General features: G+C 68.3%; 19 protein-coding genes. 8 read left to right on the top strand and 11 right to left on the bottom strand.

Annotation, left to right across the window (positions count from 1 at the left end; genetic code table 11):
* The coding region (locus tag E1261_RS33825; protein WP_132413765.1) for an NAD(P)-binding protein at positions 1 to 93 on the bottom strand (93 nt) is incomplete at its 3' end.
* 24 nt (positions 94 to 117) lie between these two features.
* Here E1261_RS33825 and E1261_RS33830 point away from each other — a divergent pair.
* The gene (locus tag E1261_RS33830; protein ID WP_238176592.1) at positions 118 to 732 is read left to right on the top strand and encodes a TetR/AcrR family transcriptional regulator; all 615 of its coding nucleotides are present in this window, start codon (positions 118 to 120) and stop codon (positions 730 to 732) included.
* Here E1261_RS33830 and E1261_RS33835 read toward each other — a convergent pair.
* From E1261_RS33835 to E1261_RS33850, 4 genes are read right to left on the bottom strand one after another with little or no spacing between them, the layout of a single operon-like run.
* Complete coding sequence (locus tag E1261_RS33835; protein ID WP_132413766.1) at positions 716 to 1,171, bottom strand: hypothetical protein; 456 nt, start codon at positions 1,169 to 1,171, stop codon at positions 716 to 718. The two genes, E1261_RS33830 and E1261_RS33835, sit on opposite strands and share 17 nt — an antisense overlap.
* 56 nt (positions 1,172 to 1,227) lie before the next feature.
* Positions 1,228 to 1,536: a hypothetical protein gene (locus E1261_RS33840; RefSeq protein ID WP_132413767.1), complete on the bottom strand. Its 309-nt coding sequence runs from the start codon at positions 1,534 to 1,536 to the stop codon at positions 1,228 to 1,230.
* A gap of 9 nt (positions 1,537 to 1,545) precedes the next feature.
* Positions 1,546 to 3,549: a glycosyltransferase family 39 protein gene (locus E1261_RS46960; protein ID WP_132413768.1), complete on the bottom strand. Its 2,004-nt coding sequence runs from the start codon at positions 3,547 to 3,549 to the stop codon at positions 1,546 to 1,548.
* Between the two features lies 1 nt (position 3,550).
* A complete protein-coding gene (locus tag E1261_RS33850; RefSeq protein ID WP_132413769.1) occupies positions 3,551 to 4,780 on the bottom strand; it encodes a bifunctional glycosyltransferase family 2/GtrA family protein in 1,230 nt (409 codons plus the stop codon).
* A 156-nt stretch (positions 4,781 to 4,936) separates the two neighbouring features.
* On the opposite strand from E1261_RS33850, the gene E1261_RS33855 reads away from it, so the two are divergent.
* Complete coding sequence (locus E1261_RS33855) at positions 4,937 to 6,346, top strand: NAD(P)/FAD-dependent oxidoreductase (protein WP_202875267.1); 1,410 nt, start codon at positions 4,937 to 4,939, stop codon at positions 6,344 to 6,346.
* Here E1261_RS33855 and E1261_RS33860 read toward each other — a convergent pair.
* From E1261_RS33860 to purD, 4 genes are read right to left on the bottom strand one after another with little or no spacing between them, the layout of a single operon-like run.
* Positions 6,329 to 6,736 (bottom strand): hypothetical protein, encoded by a 408-nt coding sequence (locus tag E1261_RS33860; protein WP_132413770.1) that lies wholly within the window; start codon positions 6,734 to 6,736, stop codon positions 6,329 to 6,331. The genes E1261_RS33855 and E1261_RS33860 overlap by 18 nt on opposite strands.
* Positions 6,733 to 7,089 (bottom strand): hypothetical protein, encoded by a 357-nt coding sequence (locus E1261_RS33865; RefSeq protein ID WP_132413771.1) that lies wholly within the window; start codon positions 7,087 to 7,089, stop codon positions 6,733 to 6,735. The genes E1261_RS33860 and E1261_RS33865 overlap by 4 nt, the downstream gene beginning before the upstream one ends.
* Positions 7,090 to 7,092: 3 nt before the next feature.
* Entirely contained in the window at positions 7,093 to 8,529 is a 1,437-nt protein-coding gene (gene purB, locus E1261_RS33870; protein WP_132413772.1) for an adenylosuccinate lyase, read from the bottom strand.
* A gap of 20 nt (positions 8,530 to 8,549) precedes the next feature.
* Entirely contained in the window at positions 8,550 to 9,827 is a 1,278-nt protein-coding gene (purD, locus tag E1261_RS33875; RefSeq protein ID WP_132413773.1) for a phosphoribosylamine--glycine ligase, read from the bottom strand.
* A gap of 136 nt (positions 9,828 to 9,963) precedes the next feature.
* Between purD and E1261_RS33880 the strand changes: the two genes are divergently transcribed.
* A complete protein-coding gene (locus E1261_RS33880; RefSeq protein ID WP_132413774.1) occupies positions 9,964 to 10,812 on the top strand; it encodes an SMP-30/gluconolactonase/LRE family protein in 849 nt (282 codons plus the stop codon).
* Here the strand turns inward: E1261_RS33880 and E1261_RS33885 are convergent.
* Positions 10,809 to 11,519, bottom strand: a complete 711-nt coding sequence (locus E1261_RS33885) for a hypothetical protein (protein WP_132413775.1) — start codon at positions 11,517 to 11,519, stop codon at positions 10,809 to 10,811. The genes E1261_RS33880 and E1261_RS33885 overlap by 4 nt on opposite strands.
* A 48-nt stretch (positions 11,520 to 11,567) precedes the next feature.
* Here E1261_RS33885 and E1261_RS33890 point away from each other — a divergent pair, with 48 nt between their 5' ends.
* Together E1261_RS33890 and E1261_RS33895 are read left to right on the top strand one after the other, a co-directional pair.
* Positions 11,568 to 12,437 (top strand): alpha/beta fold hydrolase, encoded by an 870-nt coding sequence (locus tag E1261_RS33890; protein WP_132413776.1) that lies wholly within the window; start codon positions 11,568 to 11,570, stop codon positions 12,435 to 12,437.
* On the top strand, positions 12,427 to 12,951 hold the full coding sequence (locus E1261_RS33895; RefSeq protein ID WP_238176593.1) for a GNAT family N-acetyltransferase: 525 nt from the start codon (positions 12,427 to 12,429) through the stop codon (positions 12,949 to 12,951). The genes E1261_RS33890 and E1261_RS33895 overlap by 11 nt, the downstream gene beginning before the upstream one ends.
* On the opposite strand, the gene E1261_RS33900 is transcribed toward E1261_RS33895, so the two are convergent.
* The gene (locus E1261_RS33900) at positions 12,948 to 13,856 is read right to left on the bottom strand and encodes a cyclase family protein (RefSeq protein WP_132413778.1); all 909 of its coding nucleotides are present in this window, start codon (positions 13,854 to 13,856) and stop codon (positions 12,948 to 12,950) included. The two genes, E1261_RS33895 and E1261_RS33900, sit on opposite strands and share 4 nt — an antisense overlap.
* Positions 13,857 to 13,953: 97 nt before the next feature.
* On the opposite strand from E1261_RS33900, the gene E1261_RS33905 reads away from it, so the two are divergent.
* The 3 genes from E1261_RS33905 to E1261_RS33915 all read left to right on the top strand — a co-directional run.
* On the top strand, positions 13,954 to 15,156 hold the full coding sequence (locus E1261_RS33905) for an alpha/beta fold hydrolase (RefSeq protein WP_132413779.1): 1,203 nt from the start codon (positions 13,954 to 13,956) through the stop codon (positions 15,154 to 15,156).
* Between the two features lie 35 nt (positions 15,157 to 15,191).
* Entirely contained in the window at positions 15,192 to 15,566 is a 375-nt protein-coding gene (locus E1261_RS33910; protein WP_132413780.1) for an FKBP-type peptidyl-prolyl cis-trans isomerase, read from the top strand.
* Positions 15,567 to 15,674: 108 nt separating this feature from the next.
* The coding region (locus tag E1261_RS33915) for a DUF2238 domain-containing protein (protein WP_132413781.1) at positions 15,675 to 16,270 on the top strand (596 nt) is incomplete at its 3' end.

The following is a 16,270-nucleotide window of genomic DNA, read 5'->3' on the forward strand; positions in this document are numbered from 1 at the left end:
CTCCAGCACCGTGACCTCCCACCCACAGCGCTGCAACGCCACCGCCGCAGTGACCCCACCAATCCCCGCCCCGACCACAATCACGGTCCCCATAACTTCACTCTACATTTGTAGAGGATGGCTGGGAAGTGGGAGACTGCGGGGGTGACGAAGCAGGTGCCGCTGGGGGCGGATCGGCGGGAGGCGATTGCTGATGCTGCTATTCGGTTGGTGGCTGGCCGGGGGTTGCGGGGGCTTACGCATCGGGCTGTGGACAGCGAGGCTGGGTTGCCGCCGGGGTCTACGTCGTACTACCTGCGGACGCGTAGTGCGCTGCTGACTGCTTGCGTGGAGCGGATGCTCGCGCGCGACGTGGAGACGGTCGCTCCGGCTCGGAGCGAGCTGCCGCCGGGCGAGCTGGTGGTTGTGATGGTGCTGGGGCTGGCCGCCGAGCGTTCGGACGATCTAATCGCGCGGTACGAGCTGTCGCTGGAGGCGAGTCGGCAGCCTGAGCTGCGGACCGCGATCGACACCGGTGGGCGGCAACTGCGGGCGATGCTCGGCCAGTTGCTCGCGGCACTCGGCGTACCGGATCCGGAGCGGGCCGCGTGGCCGTTGGCGGCGATGCTGGACGGTCTGTTGTACGACCGCGTGGCCGGGGTCGGCTCGACGCTCTCGGAGGCCGACTTCGAGGACGGTGTACGGCGGGCTGTCGCCGCCGTTCTGGACGGTTTGATCAGAGGCGGTCGGTGAGCGTCACCCAGGTGAAGTAGCCGGATCCCAGCAGTACGCCGATGTGGCCGAGCAGGGAGAGTCCGGCGCCGGACCCCCAGGCGTCGCCACGGGTGTGCTCGGAATGTTTGCCGCCGCTCGGCAGCCAACGGGCCAGAAGCAACAATCCGACCACCGTCAGCAGCCACCAGCCGGCTAGCCCGAGGAGAGCGATCTCGCGGCGAAGGGTGAGCAAGGCAACGATCCAGACCAGCAAGGTGAGGGCGCCCGCGGTGGTGTGAATCCGCAGCAGGGCAGCCGAATACCCGGCGTTCCCACTGGACTTTCCGGTGCCGTCGACCACTGCACCACCGAGCCGGACGCGCGTCAACAGCACGACGACCGCACCGAGCGCGGTCAGGAACCAGGTGACGTTCGACCATTCCACCCCCAGATGCTTACCCCACTCCGCACCGGTCACACCACCCCTTGCAGGGAAACGCCCGGTGTGCTTACGCTCACCGGGCGTCGTTTTCCCTACCCTGGTTGACCCTGCGGAACCTGTTGCCCCGGGGGAATCTGTTGTCCCGGCGGAACTTGCTGACCAGGCCCGCCGCCTTGCCCGGCCCCTTGCCCCGGGCCTTGCCGGAAACCACCGCCCGGTCCCGTCGTCGTACCGGTGGAACTTCCGTCCCACGCGTGCCCGACGGCCATCCCGCCAAGGAAGGCCAGTACCGCCACCAGAGATCCGGCTCCGGCCAGCACCTTCCCGCTCGGCCGCTTGTCCTTCGGCTCGGCGATCGGCGGGGCCGCCGGAGGCTGGGCGAGGAACTGAGGATTCGTCATCAAATGCTCCTAGTTACTGGTCGTGAGGTCGTAGACGGTGGAAGTGCCGACGGTCTGGGCCTGGAAATTCGCCGCCACCCAGGTGGAGATCTCGGACGAGGTGCCGCCGCGACCACCGCCGAATCCGCCGCCACTGCCGCCGACGAAGTAGTGAACCTTGCCCTGGGCAACCAGCTGCTGGAACTCCGCGAGCGTGGGTGCGGGATCGGTGCCGTTGAACCCGCCGATCGACATGATCGGGACCTCGGAGGCGATCTGCAGCGGCGCGGCGGCATTCGAGGTCACGGCCGCAGCGGCCCAGGTGTAGCCGTTGGCCCCTTGCTGCAACAGCGCGACCAACTCGCTCGAGACTCCACTGGTCCCGCCACCACCCAGGAACCCACCGCCGCCACCGCGCATCCCGCCGGTCGGCGCACCGGTCGTTGCGCCGCCCGGCGCAGTTCCGGTCGTCGCGCCTGGCTGCGTACCGGCCGCAGGCTGCCCACCGCCACGGTTGAATCCACCGCCACCACCGCCACCACCACCTCGACCGCCGACGCCCTCCGGCCCGGCCGTCGGAATCGCCCCGGCATGAGCCGTCGCGATCGTGCTCACCGAGTACGCCGCCGGCCCGGCCAACGCCGTCACGATCAGCAACGCCCCCGTGGCCAGCCCGGCCCGCCGAGCCGTTGCCCGGTTGAGCCCGAGCTCAGGCACCATCAGCAGCGCGCACGCCGCGATCGCCCCGGTCACCAGCACGACCCAGCGCAACCACGGATTCCAGGTCGGCGTCGCGTTCAGCAACGCGAAGCTCCAGCCCGCCGTCAGCAGGATCCCACCGGCGAGTGTTGCCCGCGGCAACCATTCGGTTCGGCGCCGCCAGAGCACCAGCATCGCCGCACCGATCACCGCACCGATGGCCGGCGCCAGCGCGACCATGTAGTAGCTGTGAATGATGCCCTTCATGAAGCTGAACACCAGCCCGGTCACCACCAGCCAGCCGCCCCACAGGATGGTGAACGCGCGAGTCCGATCGGTCCGCGGCGCTTTCCCGGCCGCCACGATCAGTACGACGGTGGCCAGCAGCGCGGCCGGTAGCAGCCAAGCGATCTGGGACGCGAACTCGCCACCGAACAACCGTTGCAGTCCGGTCGCACCACCCCAGCCCGGGTTGCCGATACCACCACCGACAGATCCGGTCTCGTTGCCGTTCAGTCGCCCGAGTCCGTTGTAGCCCAGTGTCAGCTCGAGAATGCTGTTCGTCGACGACCCGCCGATCCACGGCCGCGCCGACGCCGGGATCAGTTCGACGATCGCGATCCACCAACCGGCACTCACGATCATCGCCACCAGCGCGAGCCCGCTGTGCATGATCCGCTTCCCGAGCGCGGACCTGCCTGCCACCAGATACGCCAGCCCGAACGCGGGCAGGATCAGGAAGGCCTGCATCATCTTCGCCAGGAACCCGAACCCGACCAGCGCACCGGCCAGCATCATCCACCGCGCCGCGTGCTTCTCCGAGTCGATCGCCCGAGTGACCGCCCACGCGCCGGCACACAGCAGCATGATCAGCAGCGCATCGGGGTTGTTGAACCGGAACATCAGTACGGCGACCGGCGTCAGCGCGAGGATGCCGCCAGCAAGCAATCCCGCGTTGGCCGAGAACCAACGCCGTACCGAGACGTAGACGAAGCCGACGCTCGCAACACCCATCAGGGCCTGGGGAACCAGCATGCTCCAGCTGTTGAATCCGAAGATCCGTCCGGACAAACCCATGACCCACAACGAGCCTGGTGTCTTGTCGACGGTGATGAAGCTCGACGAGTCGAACGCCCCGAAGAACCAGGCCTTCCAGCTCGTCGACCCCGCCTGGACTGCGGCTGCGTAGTACTCGTTGGCGTAGCCGTTCTTGGACAGCCCCCACAGATAGGCGATCGCGGTCAGGACCAGCAACCCGCCGTACAGGACTTTGTCCCGACTCAGAGTGAGTGGCCTGGCGACCACTCGGGGTCTGGATTCGGTCAGTGTCGCCATGTCAGTTGCTCCTGAGGTTCGAGAGTGGACTGTGTTCGATTGCCGGGACCGTGGGTGCGTCGTCGTTGAAGACCCAGGCTTGGAAGAGGCTGAACCGGACCACCGTCGCGGCGAGATTCGCCAGCGTCAGCACGGTCACCTCGACTGCTTGATGCGGCGCCGAGACCGCAGTGTGCAGCAGCCACAGCGCGCATGCGGTCAGGCTCCAGCCGATGCCGAACGTGACGAGGCCGCGCAGCTGATGCCGCCATCGGCCCTCGACCCCACGGACTCCGAAGGTGACCCGTCGGTTGAGTGCGGTGTTACCGACCGCGGTGATGAGCAGGGCCAGCACGTTCGCGACCTGTGCCGGCATCCCTTGCCTCAGCACGAGATACAGCAGCGCATAAGCCAGCGTGCTCAGTACGCCGACCGCGCAGAACCGCAGAATCCTTGCAGCCAAGGCGGTTCGTGGATCGAGCACCCGTGGACGCCCGTACGTCGCTCTGATCGGCTCAAGGTCGATCCGGCTCCGAGCCAGCCGCGCGATCCCGCGCAGATCCTCGCCGACCGTCTTCGCGATCGCGACCCGCGAATCCAGGTCGTCGATCCAGTCGACCGGGACCTCGTGGATCCGCAACCCGGCACGTTCTGCCAGCACCAGCAGTTCGGTGTCGAAGAACCAGCTGGTGTCCTCGACGTACGGCAACAGCTCGCGAGCCACATCCGCCCGGATCGCCTTGAATCCACACTGTGCATCGGAGAAGTGCGTGCTCAGAGTTGCCCGTAGCAACAAGTTGTAGGAGCGGCTGATGAACTCACGCTTCGGCCGCCGGACCACCCGCGACCCGTTCGACAACCGGGTGCCGATGGCAACATCACTGTGCCCGGCGAACAGCGGTGCCACCAACGGCAGCAGCGCGTTCAGATTGGTGGACAGGTCCACGTCCATATAGGCGAGCACGTCGGCCGTCGACTCCGACCAGACCTGCTTCAGCGCACGTCCACGCCCCGGCTGCTCGAGCCGGACCACCCGGACCCCGGGCAGCTCGGCCGCCAGCAGCGCGCCGATCTCGTACGTCGCGTCCGTGCTTCCGTTGTCGGCGATGCAGACCTCGGCCGGATACGGAAAGGCGGTGTCCAGGAACTCCCGCAACCGCCGGATATTCGGGCCGAGGTCGTGTTCCTCGTTCTTGACGGGTACGACGATCTCGACCCGCCTCGAATCGCTGGGATGACCTGATGTCTGCATGGCTTCGACTCTGTCCGGCGAACCTGAAACGGTCGTTGGGCGTAGCTGGCAGTTCACTGGGAGTCGCGACATGCGTGCGGCGGCGAGTCACTCACCGAGCCCCTAAAGTGGCAGTTACTTTCACTTTCTGCCTGAATTTCTGCCTGGGGGCTGCTCGTGGCTGAGTCTGTTGCGCAACGTTTTGCCCGGATCACGAGTGCTGACCGACCGCCGAAGCCGAAGGTGCTGATGGAGCGTGCCGTCGTACTGGGCGCGAGCATGGCCGGCCTGATGGCCGCGCGGGTGCTCAGCGAGTACGCCGACGAGGTGCTGATCATCGAGCGCGACACCACCGGCGACTCGACCGAGCCGCGACCCGGCGTACCGCAAGGCAATCAGGTGCACGCCCTGCTGCCCGCCGGGCACGCCCAGCTGGATCGCTGGTTCCCCGGGTTCTCTGCGGAGGCGCTGGCCGCAGGGGCAGTCAACCCGCCACCGGAGCAGAGCCGGACCTACATCAACGGCGAGCTCCGGCCGGGACCGCCGCCGGGATCGCTCGGCGCGGCGCTGATCAGCACCCGGCCGTTCCTGGAGTCGATGGTCCGCCGCCGTACGCTCGAGATCGGCAACGTCCGGCTCGTGCACGGACGCGCCGACGGGATCGAGTTCGCCGACGAGCGGGTCATAGCCGCCCGCTACCAGCCTGACGGCACCGCCGGACAGGAGTCGCTCGTGACCGTGCCTGCCGACCTGGTCGTCGACGCGACCGGACGCTCCAGCCGCCTCAGCGACTGGCTGGGCGCAGCCGGGTGGCCGCAGCCGCCGATGCGTCGGATGCCGATCAAGCTGAACTACGCCAGCGCGCTGTTCCGGCGGGACGACCAGATCTCCGAGATCGGTGTCTCGATCGCGCAGAACCAGCCCGGCAGCGGCCGGCCGCTCCGCCAGGGCGGCATCCTCGCGGTGGAAGGCGACCGCTGGCTGGTGCTCGTCGCCGGGTACGCCGACGATCGGCCGACCCGGGATATCGAGGACTTCCGGAAGCGGTGCCGCTCGGACTACCCGACCGAGTTCGCGCAGATCGCCGAGCACGGCGAACTACTTGGCGAGGTGAACACGTACCACCAGGCCGACAGCCGTCGCCGCGACTATCACGAGCTCGAGCGGATCCCGGCCGGCCTGATCGTGGCCGGTGACGCGGTCGCGTCCTTCAACCCGATCTACGGGCAAGGGATGACCTCGGCGACCCTGCATGCCTCGTGCCTGGCGGCGTACCTGTCCACCGACCCGGACCTGAGGCTGCCTGCCCGCTCGTACTTCGACGACGTCAACGTGGTCGTCGACGTCGCCTGGCAACTCTCGACACTGGCCGACCTCGCGCTACCCCACGTCGACGGGCCGTACCCGCGCGGCTATCGGCTGACGAAGTGGTTCTCCAGCCTGATCTTCGCGGCGACCGCCAAGGACGACGATCTGAACGTCCAGTTCAACCGGGTCACCACCATGCTCGACCACCCGACCGCACTCGCCCGGCCGCAGTTCATCCTGCGCGCACTGCGGTTCGCGCTGCTACCGAGTTCGACGTAGCCAGAGCAGCCCGAGGATCGGGAGCACCAGCGGGACGAACCCGTACCCCTGCCCGAAGTGCGACCACACGGTCGCATCCGGGAAGTCCTCCGGTACGGCGTAACTGAACGCACCGATACCCAGTACGCCGATCAATTCGATGGCGATCGCGATGGTCGCAACGCGCCGGGAGAGCGTGGTGGCCTTGGCCAGCGCGAAGGTCGCAGCGCAGTAGATGACCGCCGCAACCGCCGAGAGCAGGTAGGCGATCGGGGCATCGGAGAACTGCGTCGCGATCTGGACGCCGGCGCGGGCGGTCGCGGCCAGCGCGAACACGCCGTACACGAGCACGAGGATCCGGCCCGGCCCGCGTTTGGTCGCGGACGGGTCCGATCTGGTCGGCGCGCTCATGCCACCCAGATCACGTGCAGGCGCTGTTCGACGACCGGGATCACCAGGCAGGCGAAGGCCAGTGCGCCGGCACCCCAGCGGCTGCGCTCGGCCAGCGCCCACAGGGCGCCGAGTGGCAGCACGAGCAGGGAGCCGATCAGGTAGCCGGCGAAGAACGGACCGGAGACATCCCGGTCGGTGCCGGCCAACTGCACGATCCCGATCACGAGTTGCGCGAGCAGGCCGACCTCGACCACGCCGAGGACACCCAGGATCGACCAGTTGATCTGCTTGTTGCGGGCCGCCAGCACGATGGCATAGACCATCGCGGCGAGGGAGAGCCCGACCAGGGCCCAGGTGAGCGGTGCGAACACGAGTTAGAGAATGTCACCCGGGTTGTACGCCGCGGCTTCGGGGTACCGCTTGGCGAGCTCGTCGATGCGGGCGACGACCGCGCCGACCTGTGCGACGGCCGCGCCGGTGAAGGACAGCGGCTCGCCGACGATGCCGACGATCTGGTCCTCGGTCAGGCCGAGCCGGCCGTCCTCGCCGAGGCGGTGGAACAGGTCGTTCGCGGCCAGGCCCTTGCGCAGGTCCAGCGCGGTCGCGACCGCGTGCTCCTTGATGACCTCGTGCGCGGTCTCGCGGCCGATGCCGTTCTTCACCGCGGCCATCAGGACCTTGGTCGTGGTCAGGAACGGCAGGTACCGCTCGAGCTCGCGGCTCACCACGGCCGGGTAGACCCCGAACTCGTCGAGCACGGTCAGGAACGTCTCGAACAACCCGTCCAGCGCGAAGAACGCGTCCGGCAGGGCGACCCGCCGTACGACGGAACAGAAGACGTCGCCCTCGTTCCACTGGTTGCCGGCCAGTTCACCGGCCATCGAGGCGTAGCCGCGGATGATCACGGCCAGCCCGTTGACCCGCTCACAGGACCGGGTGTTCATTTTGTGCGGCATCGCCGAGGAGCCGACCTGGCCCTCCTTGAAGCCCTCGGTGACCAGCTCGTGCCCGGCCATCAGCCGGATCGTGGTGGCCAGGCTCGACGGGCCGGCGGCGAGCTGCACCAGCGCGGAGACGACGTCGTAGTCCAGCGAGCGCGGATAAACCTGGCCGACGCTGGTCAGGGTGTGACTGAAGCCGAGGTGCTGGGCGATGTCGCTCTCCAGCTTGTCCAGCTTGGCCGGGTCACCGCCGAACAGGTCGAGCATGTCCTGCGACGTACCGACCGGGCCCTTGATGCCGCGCAGCGGGTAGCGCTCGATCAGCTCCTCGAGCCGCCCGATCGCCACCAGCAGCTCATCGGCCGCAGACGCGAACCGCTTGCCGAGCGTCGTCGCCTGCGCGGCCACGTTGTGCGACCGACCGGTCAGCACCAGCGCCGCGTGGTCAGCCGCCTTCTGCCCAAGCCGTACGGCGGTCGCGACCGCCCGATCGCGGACGAGCTCGAGCCCGGCCCGGATCTGCAGCTGCTCGACGTTCTCGGTCAGGTCCCGGCTCGTCATGCCCTTGTGGATGTGCTCGTGCCCGGCGAGCGCGCTGAACTCCTCGATCCGCGCCTTCACGTCGTGCCGCGTGACCCGCTCCCGAGCCGCGATCGACTCCAGGTCGACCTGGTCCACGACCCGCTCGTAGTCCTCGACCACCCCGTCCGGTACGTCGACGCCCAGCTCTTTCTGTGCCTTCAGCACAGCGAGCCACAGCTGCCGCTCCAGCACGATCTTGTGCTCCGGCGACCACAACCGCGCCATCGACAAACTGGCGTAACGGGACGCAAGAACGTTCGGAATCCGGGGCTTCGCAGGGCTCGACACACCCCCATTCTCCCAGATCGTCAGACAGTGATTTCCCCGCGGGCGGCCTTCAGGGCGATGTCGGTGCGGTGCTGGGAACCCTTGATGCGGATCTGGCCGACGCCGGCGTAGGCGCGCTGGCGGGCCTCGTCGAGGTCCTTGCCGGTGGCGCTGACCGCGAGGACGCGGCCGCCGGACGTGACGAGCTCCTCGCCGTCGAGCGCCGTACCGGCGTGGAAGACGTGGATGTCGTCACCCTCGGCCTGGTCGACACCGGCGATCACGTCGCCGCTGCGGGGGCTGGCCGGGTACTTCTTGGCGGCGACCACGACCGCGACCGCAGAACCGTTCTTCCAGCTCAGCTTGTCGTAGGCGCTGAGCTTGCCGGTGGCGGCAGCGAGCAGCAGACCGCCGAGCGGGGTCTTCAGCATCGGCAGCAGGGCCTGGGTTTCCGGGTCGCCGAAGCGGCAGTTGAACTCGATCACGCGCAGACCGCGGGACGTCAGCGCGAGACCGGCGTACAGGAGGCCACTGAACGGCGTACCGCGGCGGCGCATCTCGTCGACGGTCGGCTGCAGGACCTTGTCGGTGATCTCGGCAACCAAACCTTCCGGTGCCCAGGGCAACGGCGTGTAGGCGCCCATCCCACCGGTGTTCGGGCCTTCGTCGTTGTCACCAAGGCGCTTGAAGTCCTGTGCGGGCTGCATCGGCAGGACGGTCGTCCCGTCGGTGATCGCGAACAGCGACACCTCGGGCCCGTCGAGGAACTCCTCGATCAGCACCTGCTCACAACCGGCCGCATGCGCGAGCGCCTCGTCGCGGTCCGACGTGACCACGACGCCCTTACCTGCGGCGAGTCCGTCGTCCTTCACCACGTACGGCGGTCCGAACGCGTCGATCGCCTCCGCGGCCTGCTCGGGCGTCGTACACACGTAGGCCCGGCCAGTCGGCACGCTGGCAGCGGCCATCACGTCCTTGGCGAACGCCTTCGACCCCTCGATCTGGGCGGCGTCCTTGGACGGCCCGAAGACCGCGATCCCGGCGTCGCGGAGCGGATCGGCGAGCCCGGCGACCAGCGGCGCCTCCGGCCCGACAACGACCAGATCCGCACCCATCTCGCTCGCTAGCGCGACAACCGCAGCATGGTCGGACATGTCCACCGGACGGCAAACGATCGTTTGCCCGTCGTACGCCGGGTGCAAGACGGCGATACCCGGGTTACCCGGCGCCGCCACCACCTGTTCGACATCCGCGTCCTGGGCCAAAGCCCACACCAGCGCGTGCTCGCGGCCACCCGTACCGATCACCAAGACCTTCACGGGCGCTCAGCCTAGCGTGCCCCGGGAGGTCCCGGACCCGGCGGTGCAGGACTGCGGACTGATGGCAGGTAGCTGTCGATTCCGGTCCAGCTCCTTCGTGTAGAGGTAGACAAGCCTCGGACGAAGGAGCTGGATCATGACTGAAGTGCTGCTGGACGGACTGGTCATCGGAGAGTCGGCGCGCTGGCACGACGGACGCCTGTGGTGTGCGAACTGGGGCACGCAGGAGATCCTGGCCATCGCTCCGGACGGCAAACGAGAGGTGATGGCGCGGGTCGACACCACGCTGCCCTTCTCGCTCGACTGGCTGCCCGACGGCCGACTGCTGGTGGTCTCCGGTCAGGAAGGCCTGCTGCTGCGCCAGGAACCGTCCGGCGAACTCGTCGTACACGCGGACCTCTCGTCGTACGGCGGTCTGAACGAGCTCGTCGTCGACGGCCGCGGCAACATCTACGTGAACGGTGGCGGCTCGTTCGCTCCGGCGGAGGGCGAGCGGCCGGGGTTCATCCTGCTGATCACGCCGGACGGCACGGTACGACGCGTCGCCGACGAGCTCGCCTTCCCGAACGGCATGGTCATCACGCCGGACAACGGGACGCTCGTGATCGCGGAGTCCTTCGCCCGCACCTTGACGGCGTACGACGTTCTTCCTGACGGCGGGCTGATCAACCGGCGGGTCTGGGCGGCGCACTCCGGCGACGGCATGTGCATGGACGCCGACGGCGCCATCTGGACCCCTGGCTTCACCGAGGCCGGTCCCAGCTGCCTCCGGATCGCCGAAGGCGGCGAAGTCCTCGAAACCGTCCCCCTCGAGCACTTCGGTTTCGCCTGCGCGCTAGGCGGTCAGACGCTCTATATCCTGACCGCCGACTGGAACCTCGAGGAATCCTTCGAGGACAACCTCAACCGGCTGCTCGCCACCCCCACCGGCCGCATCCTCACCCACCCGGCCCCGGTCACTCCGGCCGGCTTTCCCCGGGCCTAGTAGTGCCAGTAGTAGCGGGCGTCGGCGTTCCAGTTCACGGGGACTGTGGTGCGGTTGGTGAAGGCCATGCCTTGGCCTTTGGCCAGTTCGAGGGTGCGGGAGAGCTGGAGGGAGTAGGGGTGGTTGTTGTCGTCCCACCACTGCTCGAACTGGGTGATGCACGTCTGGTTGGTGAAGTACGGGTTGGAGCAGGCGTGCGGGGGTGACCACTTCTGCAGGTGGCGGAAGTTGACGGTGGTGGAGCCGTTCGGGGGCTTGATGGTGCCGGTGGCGTCGAGGCAGTAGCCGGTGGCTGGGATGTTCCACTTCACGTAGTGCTGACGGCCGTCGGCGGACGGGATCGGCTGCAGGTTGTTGCAGTTGGCGTCGCCGATCTGCTCGGACGTGACGCGCTGGATCTGCGTGAGCGGCCGGCCGGCGCCGTCGTTGTAGCCGTCGAGGAGGACCCAGTCGCCGGCGTGGATGAAACGCTCGGCGGACTTCGGCGGCCAGGTCTTCGGGTCGCCCCAGGAGATGTCGGACTCGGTCGCACTCAGCGGGGTCCACGCCCATTGCCCGGCCGCGGTCCCACCCGCCCAGTACTGGCCGGCCGACTTCTCGAACATCAGCGAGTACTCGCCGTACGTCGGTCCCGCGGCGTGCGCCGTACCAGAGCCGGCGATGGTCAGCGCAGCAGCCGCGAACGCCGCAAGAAGTTTTCTCCGCATGGCCCTCGAGGGTAGTCCCGGAGAGGGCGAGGGTGAGAAGCTCCAGTCATGACGGAGCCGGTCACCAGCACAGTCAACATCCCCCACGTCACCCTCACGTACGACGTTCGCGGGAGCCTCACCGATCGCGACCAGCCGGTGCTGCTGCTGATCGGTTGCCCGATGGGCGCGAGTGGCTTCCCGACCCTGGCATCGCACTTCCCTGACCGGACGGTCGTCACCTACGACCCACGTGGCGTCGAGCGCAGCGTGCGGACGGACAGCGGCGAGCTGAACCCACTGATCCATGCCGGCGACCTCGCCGTACTGATCGAGACTCTCGATGTCGGCCCGGTCGACATCTTCGCCAGCAGCGGCGGTGCGGTGAACGCGCTGGCCCTGCTGACCAACCGCCCCGACCTCGTCAACACCCTCGTGGCGCATGAGCCGCCGCTCCTCAAACTCGTCCCGGACAGCGAGGCTGCGCTGGCCGCCAACGACGACATCTACGAGACCTACCAGCGGGACGGTCACGGCGCCGGGATGGCGAAGTTCATCGCGCTGGTCAGCTTCGAGGGTGAGTTCCCGGGCGACTACACCGACCGGCCCGCGCCCGATCCATCGATGTTCGGACTGTCTGCCGACGACGACGGCAGCCGCGACGACGCCCTGCTCGGCCAGAACATCCGCGGTACGACGTCGTACGAGCCCGACTTCGACGCCCTGGCCAAGGTCAAGGACCGGCTCGTGATCGGCGGCGGCGAGGAGTCCGCCCAGCAGCTCGCCGCGCGCTGCGGCCAGGCGCTCGCCGACCGCCTCGGCGTCACCCCGGTCGTCTTCCCGAGCAACCACGGCGGCTTCCTCGGCGACGAGTACGGGATGCCCGGCAAACCTGCCGAGTTCGCCACCAAACTCCATGAGGTCCTGGGTGCCCGCTGAATTACCTAGTGATCAACCGGCTCTCGACAACCTCCGGCCCTGGCGGGCAACCGACGTACCGGCCGTGATCGAGGCGTTCACCAACCCCGAGATCGAGCACTGGCACGTCCTCCGCATCGACACCGCGCCAGCGGCGGAGGCGTGGCTGGCTCAGTGGCGCGAGCGCTGGTCAGCTGCCGAGGCGGCCTCGTGGGCGATCACCAGCGGCGAGACCGCGCTCGGCCAGATCGGGCTTCGGGAGATCAACCTGGCGAGCGCGACCGTCAGCCTGTCGTACTGGATGCTCCCCGCAGCCCGCGGCCAAGGGCTCGCACCACGCGCGATCGCGACCCTCGAGCGCTGGTGCTTCGACCTCGGCTTCCAGCGCATCTCCCTGCAGCACTCGACCCGCAATCACCAGTCCTGCCGAGTCGCGGAGAAGGCGGGCTACCTCCTGGAAGGCACCCTCCGCAGCGTCTGGCAGCTGGCCGACGGCCGCCACGACGCCCACCTGCACGCCCGCATCAGCCTCTAGGACAGCTTGGCGTAGGCGCGGACGGGGAAGGTGCCGAGTCCTTCGATACGCGGCGCGGTTGCGGTGAACAGCGCGCCGGTCGGCGGGACCTCGGCCAGGTTGGTCAGGTGTTCGACGATCGCGACTCCGGCACCGAGCAGCAGGGTGTGGGCGGGCCGGGTTCCGTCGGTCATGTCGTCGATGTTGGCGGCATCGATCCCGACCAGCACCGCTCCGTGCTCGATCAGCCACTCGGCCCCGTCACGCGTGAGGAAGTGCGGCTCGTCGACATATTCCGGCGTACCGAATCGTGCGTCGTCCCCGGTGTGCAGCAGAACCGCCTTGCCACGCACGTCGTACGTCGCCAGCGCGGCCGCATCGATCCCCAGCCGCCCGCTGTCCTCCACCCGGACGACGACCGTCGGCAGATCGGCCGTGCGCTCGAGGCTGAATCCGGTGAGGTCGTGGCCGTCCGGGTAGCGGTGGTAGGGGCTGTCCATGTAGGTGCCCGTGTTCGTCACCATCGTCAGCAGCCCGATCTCGAACTCGGTGCCCGGCGCGTAGACCTCCCGCGATGCTTCCCGGGTCAGCTGCTGGCTGAAGCTCGGGCCGGGCAGGTTCGGGAGCGTGATCATGCCGTCACGGATGACATGACCGAGTTCGATGTACGTCGTCCCCTCGCCGCGCGGCGTACCGTCGGCGGCGGGTCCACCGCGCGTGCCTTTGTGGGCAGCCTCGACGATCTCCAGATTGCTGAGCCGCACGTCGCCCGCCATCAACAAGCCCAGTGAGTCGAGGAAGAGTTCGCCGATCTGCCCGGACGTGACGTCGGCCGACGGAACGTCGACCAGGAACCCTTGCACCTGAAGGCCGCCTCCGTTGGTGAAGGCAACTGTGGCATCGAAACGCGCGCGATAGGTGGGCATGCCCGCCATTCTGGCAGCCGGTAGGTGGGTGAAAGTCCCCCTCGGTGGTGGTTGAAGGACCATCCCTTAATGGGCGCCCGCAGCGTTGGCTGGGGAGATGACCCTGTTCAAACGCGTTGCCGCGATAGTCGCCCTGACCGCCACGGTGGGGGCGAGTGTTCCGGTCGCCGCCACGGCCCACTCGTCCTGGCGTGGTTCGGTGGTGTCGGTCGAGCCCATCGAGCACCTCACGTCCGGCGAGCTGACTCAGTACCTGCAGTCGACCGGTATGAAGACGGAGCCGGCGAAGTACGGCGCCGATGCCTACCGCGTGGTCTATCGGACCATCACCCCGGAAGGCAGGCCGACCACGGCCAGCGGGCTGGTCGCGCTCCCTCGCCGTACCGAGCGCAGCTTGAGCCTGGTCACCTTCCTGCACGGGACCAACGCGACTCGGGCCTCGACGGCGTCGGTCTCGCGGAGCAGTCCGGACCGCGTCCGCAGCCTGATGTTCGCCGGCGCCGGGTTCGCCGTGACTGCGCCTGACCTGCTGGGCCTGGGCACCGGCCCCGGTCGGCATCCGTACGGCGACACTGCCTCCGAGACGAGTGCGTCGGCCGATCAGCTGATCGCGGCCCGGCGCCTCTCCGAGACCCTCGGCAGGTCTGTGCGGAACGACGTACTCGTCACTGGTTTCTCGGAGGGCGGGCGGATCACGCTCAGTCTCGGGCGGGCTCTGCAGCGTGGCGAGGTGCAGGGGTTCGGGCTGCGGGCCATGGCTCCGGTTGCTGGACCTTATGACCTGCTGGGCGTCGAGCTGCCTGCACTGGTCAACGGGCAGGTCAGCCCGTTCGTGGCCACGCTCTACCTCGGCTACTTCATCACTGCGTGGAGCCGGCTGATTCCGCTGTACGACGATCCGTCCGAAGTGTTCCTGCCGCCGTACGACCGGGTCGTCGACTCGATGTTCGACGGCAGCCACACCGTGCAGGAGATCGCGGCCGCACTTCCGGGCAGCCCGGACAAGCTCGTCCGGGCGTCGTTTCTCCAGCAGCTGGTTCAGCCGACTGGGCTGCTGGGCAAGCGGTTGCGGGAGGCTGACCGCATCTGCACGGACTGGACTCCGCGCGTGCCGACGCGGTTCTACACCGGTTCCGCGGACCTCGACGTACCGGCGGCCAACGCGCACAGCTGCCGTAGCGGCCTCGACCCGCGCGGCACCCGGTCCACGGTCACGGACACCGGGCCGGTCGACCACAACCGCACCGCTGAACTCGCCTACCCGCAGATCCTCGGCTGGTTCACGACGCTGACCCGCTGAACCAGGTGGACCGGGGGTCTGGTTAGCCTGGAGGCATGACTGAGAAGCCTGAGGTCGACTTCGTCGACCCCTCAACCCCGCCGACGGAACTCGTGATCACGGACATCACCAAGGGCGACGGCGCCGAAGCTGTGGCCGGGTCGCGGGTGAACGTGCACTACGTGGGCGTTGCGCTCTCGACCGGCGAGGAGTTCGACGCGTCGTACAACCGGGGCGCGCCGCTGGGCTTCCAGCTCGGCGTCGGCCAGGTCATCCAGGGCTGGGACACCGGCGTCCAGGGCATGAAGGTCGGCGGCCGCCGCCAGCTGGTCATCCCGCCGCACCTGGCCTACGGCGACCGCGGCGCCGGCGGCGCGATCAAGCCGGGCGAGACGCTGATCTTCGTCGTCGACCTGCTGAGCGTCGGCTGACATCTGCTCCTCAGAACCCCTGCGGTCCGTCACACTGACGGGATCGCGGGGGTTCTTCGCGTAGATGTACTCATCCGCCTCGCCCAGCGGTCGGTTTGACTGAGAGGCATGACGACGATGGTTGCCACCCCGACAGCCCCGGCCACGCGAGTCCGGTACGCCGCTCTGATCGCGAAGCTGCTGCTGTTCGGATTGTTGCTCACGGCCCTCATCTGGCCGGACCTGAGCGGGATCAAGGGCAAGGCCTCCACCGCCCGCCTGATCGTCTACCCGATCGGCGCGATGGCGCTCCCGCTGTGGTGGTGGGCCTACGGCCGCACCCGCAGCAAACTGCACCAGACCTTCCCCTGGCCCGCCGACCTGCTGCTGACCCTGCCCTGGCTGATCGACCTGATCGGCAACCGCCTCAACCTGTTCGACACCGTCGACTGGTGGGACGACGCCATGCACTTCGTCCTCTGGGGCTTCCTCACCGCCGGCGCCCTCCTCGCCTTCGCCCCGCGCAATCTCTCCCGCGCGGTCACCGCCTTCGTAGCCCTCGGCTTCGGCACCACCGCCGCCGTCATCTGGGAAGTCGGCGAGTACATCGCCTTCGTCCGCAACTCCCCCGAACTCCAGTCCGCCTACACAGACACCCTCGGCGACCTAGCCCTAGGCACCCTAGGAGCCCTCCTAGCCGGCCTCCTCCTCCCCCACCTCAAACC

The sequence above is a fragment of the Kribbella albertanoniae genome, assembly GCF_004348455.1.
Taxonomy (GTDB): Bacteria; Actinomycetota; Actinomycetes; order Propionibacteriales; family Kribbellaceae; genus Kribbella; species Kribbella albertanoniae.

Coding starts and splice junctions, on each gene's coding strand:
- E1261_RS33860 (WP_132413770.1), bottom strand. CDS start 6,736: ATGAGCGCGCCGACCAGATCGGACCCGTCCGCGACCAAACGCGGGCCG.
- E1261_RS33850 (WP_132413769.1), bottom strand. CDS start 4,780: ATGCAGACATCAGGTCATCCCAGCGATTCGAGGCGGGTCGAGATCGTC.
- E1261_RS46960 (WP_132413768.1), bottom strand. CDS start 3,549: ATGGCGACACTGACCGAATCCAGACCCCGAGTGGTCGCCAGGCCACTC.
- E1261_RS33905 (WP_132413779.1), top strand. CDS start 13,954: ATGACCCTGTTCAAACGCGTTGCCGCGATAGTCGCCCTGACCGCCACG.
- E1261_RS33910 (WP_132413780.1), top strand. CDS start 15,192: ATGACTGAGAAGCCTGAGGTCGACTTCGTCGACCCCTCAACCCCGCCG.
- E1261_RS33840 (WP_132413767.1), bottom strand. CDS start 1,536: ATGACGAATCCTCAGTTCCTCGCCCAGCCTCCGGCGGCCCCGCCGATC.
- E1261_RS33890 (WP_132413776.1), top strand. CDS start 11,568: ATGACGGAGCCGGTCACCAGCACAGTCAACATCCCCCACGTCACCCTC.
- E1261_RS33900 (WP_132413778.1), bottom strand. CDS start 13,856: ATGCCCACCTATCGCGCGCGTTTCGATGCCACAGTTGCCTTCACCAAC.
- E1261_RS33880 (WP_132413774.1), top strand. CDS start 9,964: ATGACTGAAGTGCTGCTGGACGGACTGGTCATCGGAGAGTCGGCGCGC.
- E1261_RS33885 (WP_132413775.1), bottom strand. CDS start 11,519: ATGCGGAGAAAACTTCTTGCGGCGTTCGCGGCTGCTGCGCTGACCATC.
- E1261_RS33830 (WP_238176592.1), top strand. CDS start 118: ATGGCTGGGAAGTGGGAGACTGCGGGGGTGACGAAGCAGGTGCCGCTG.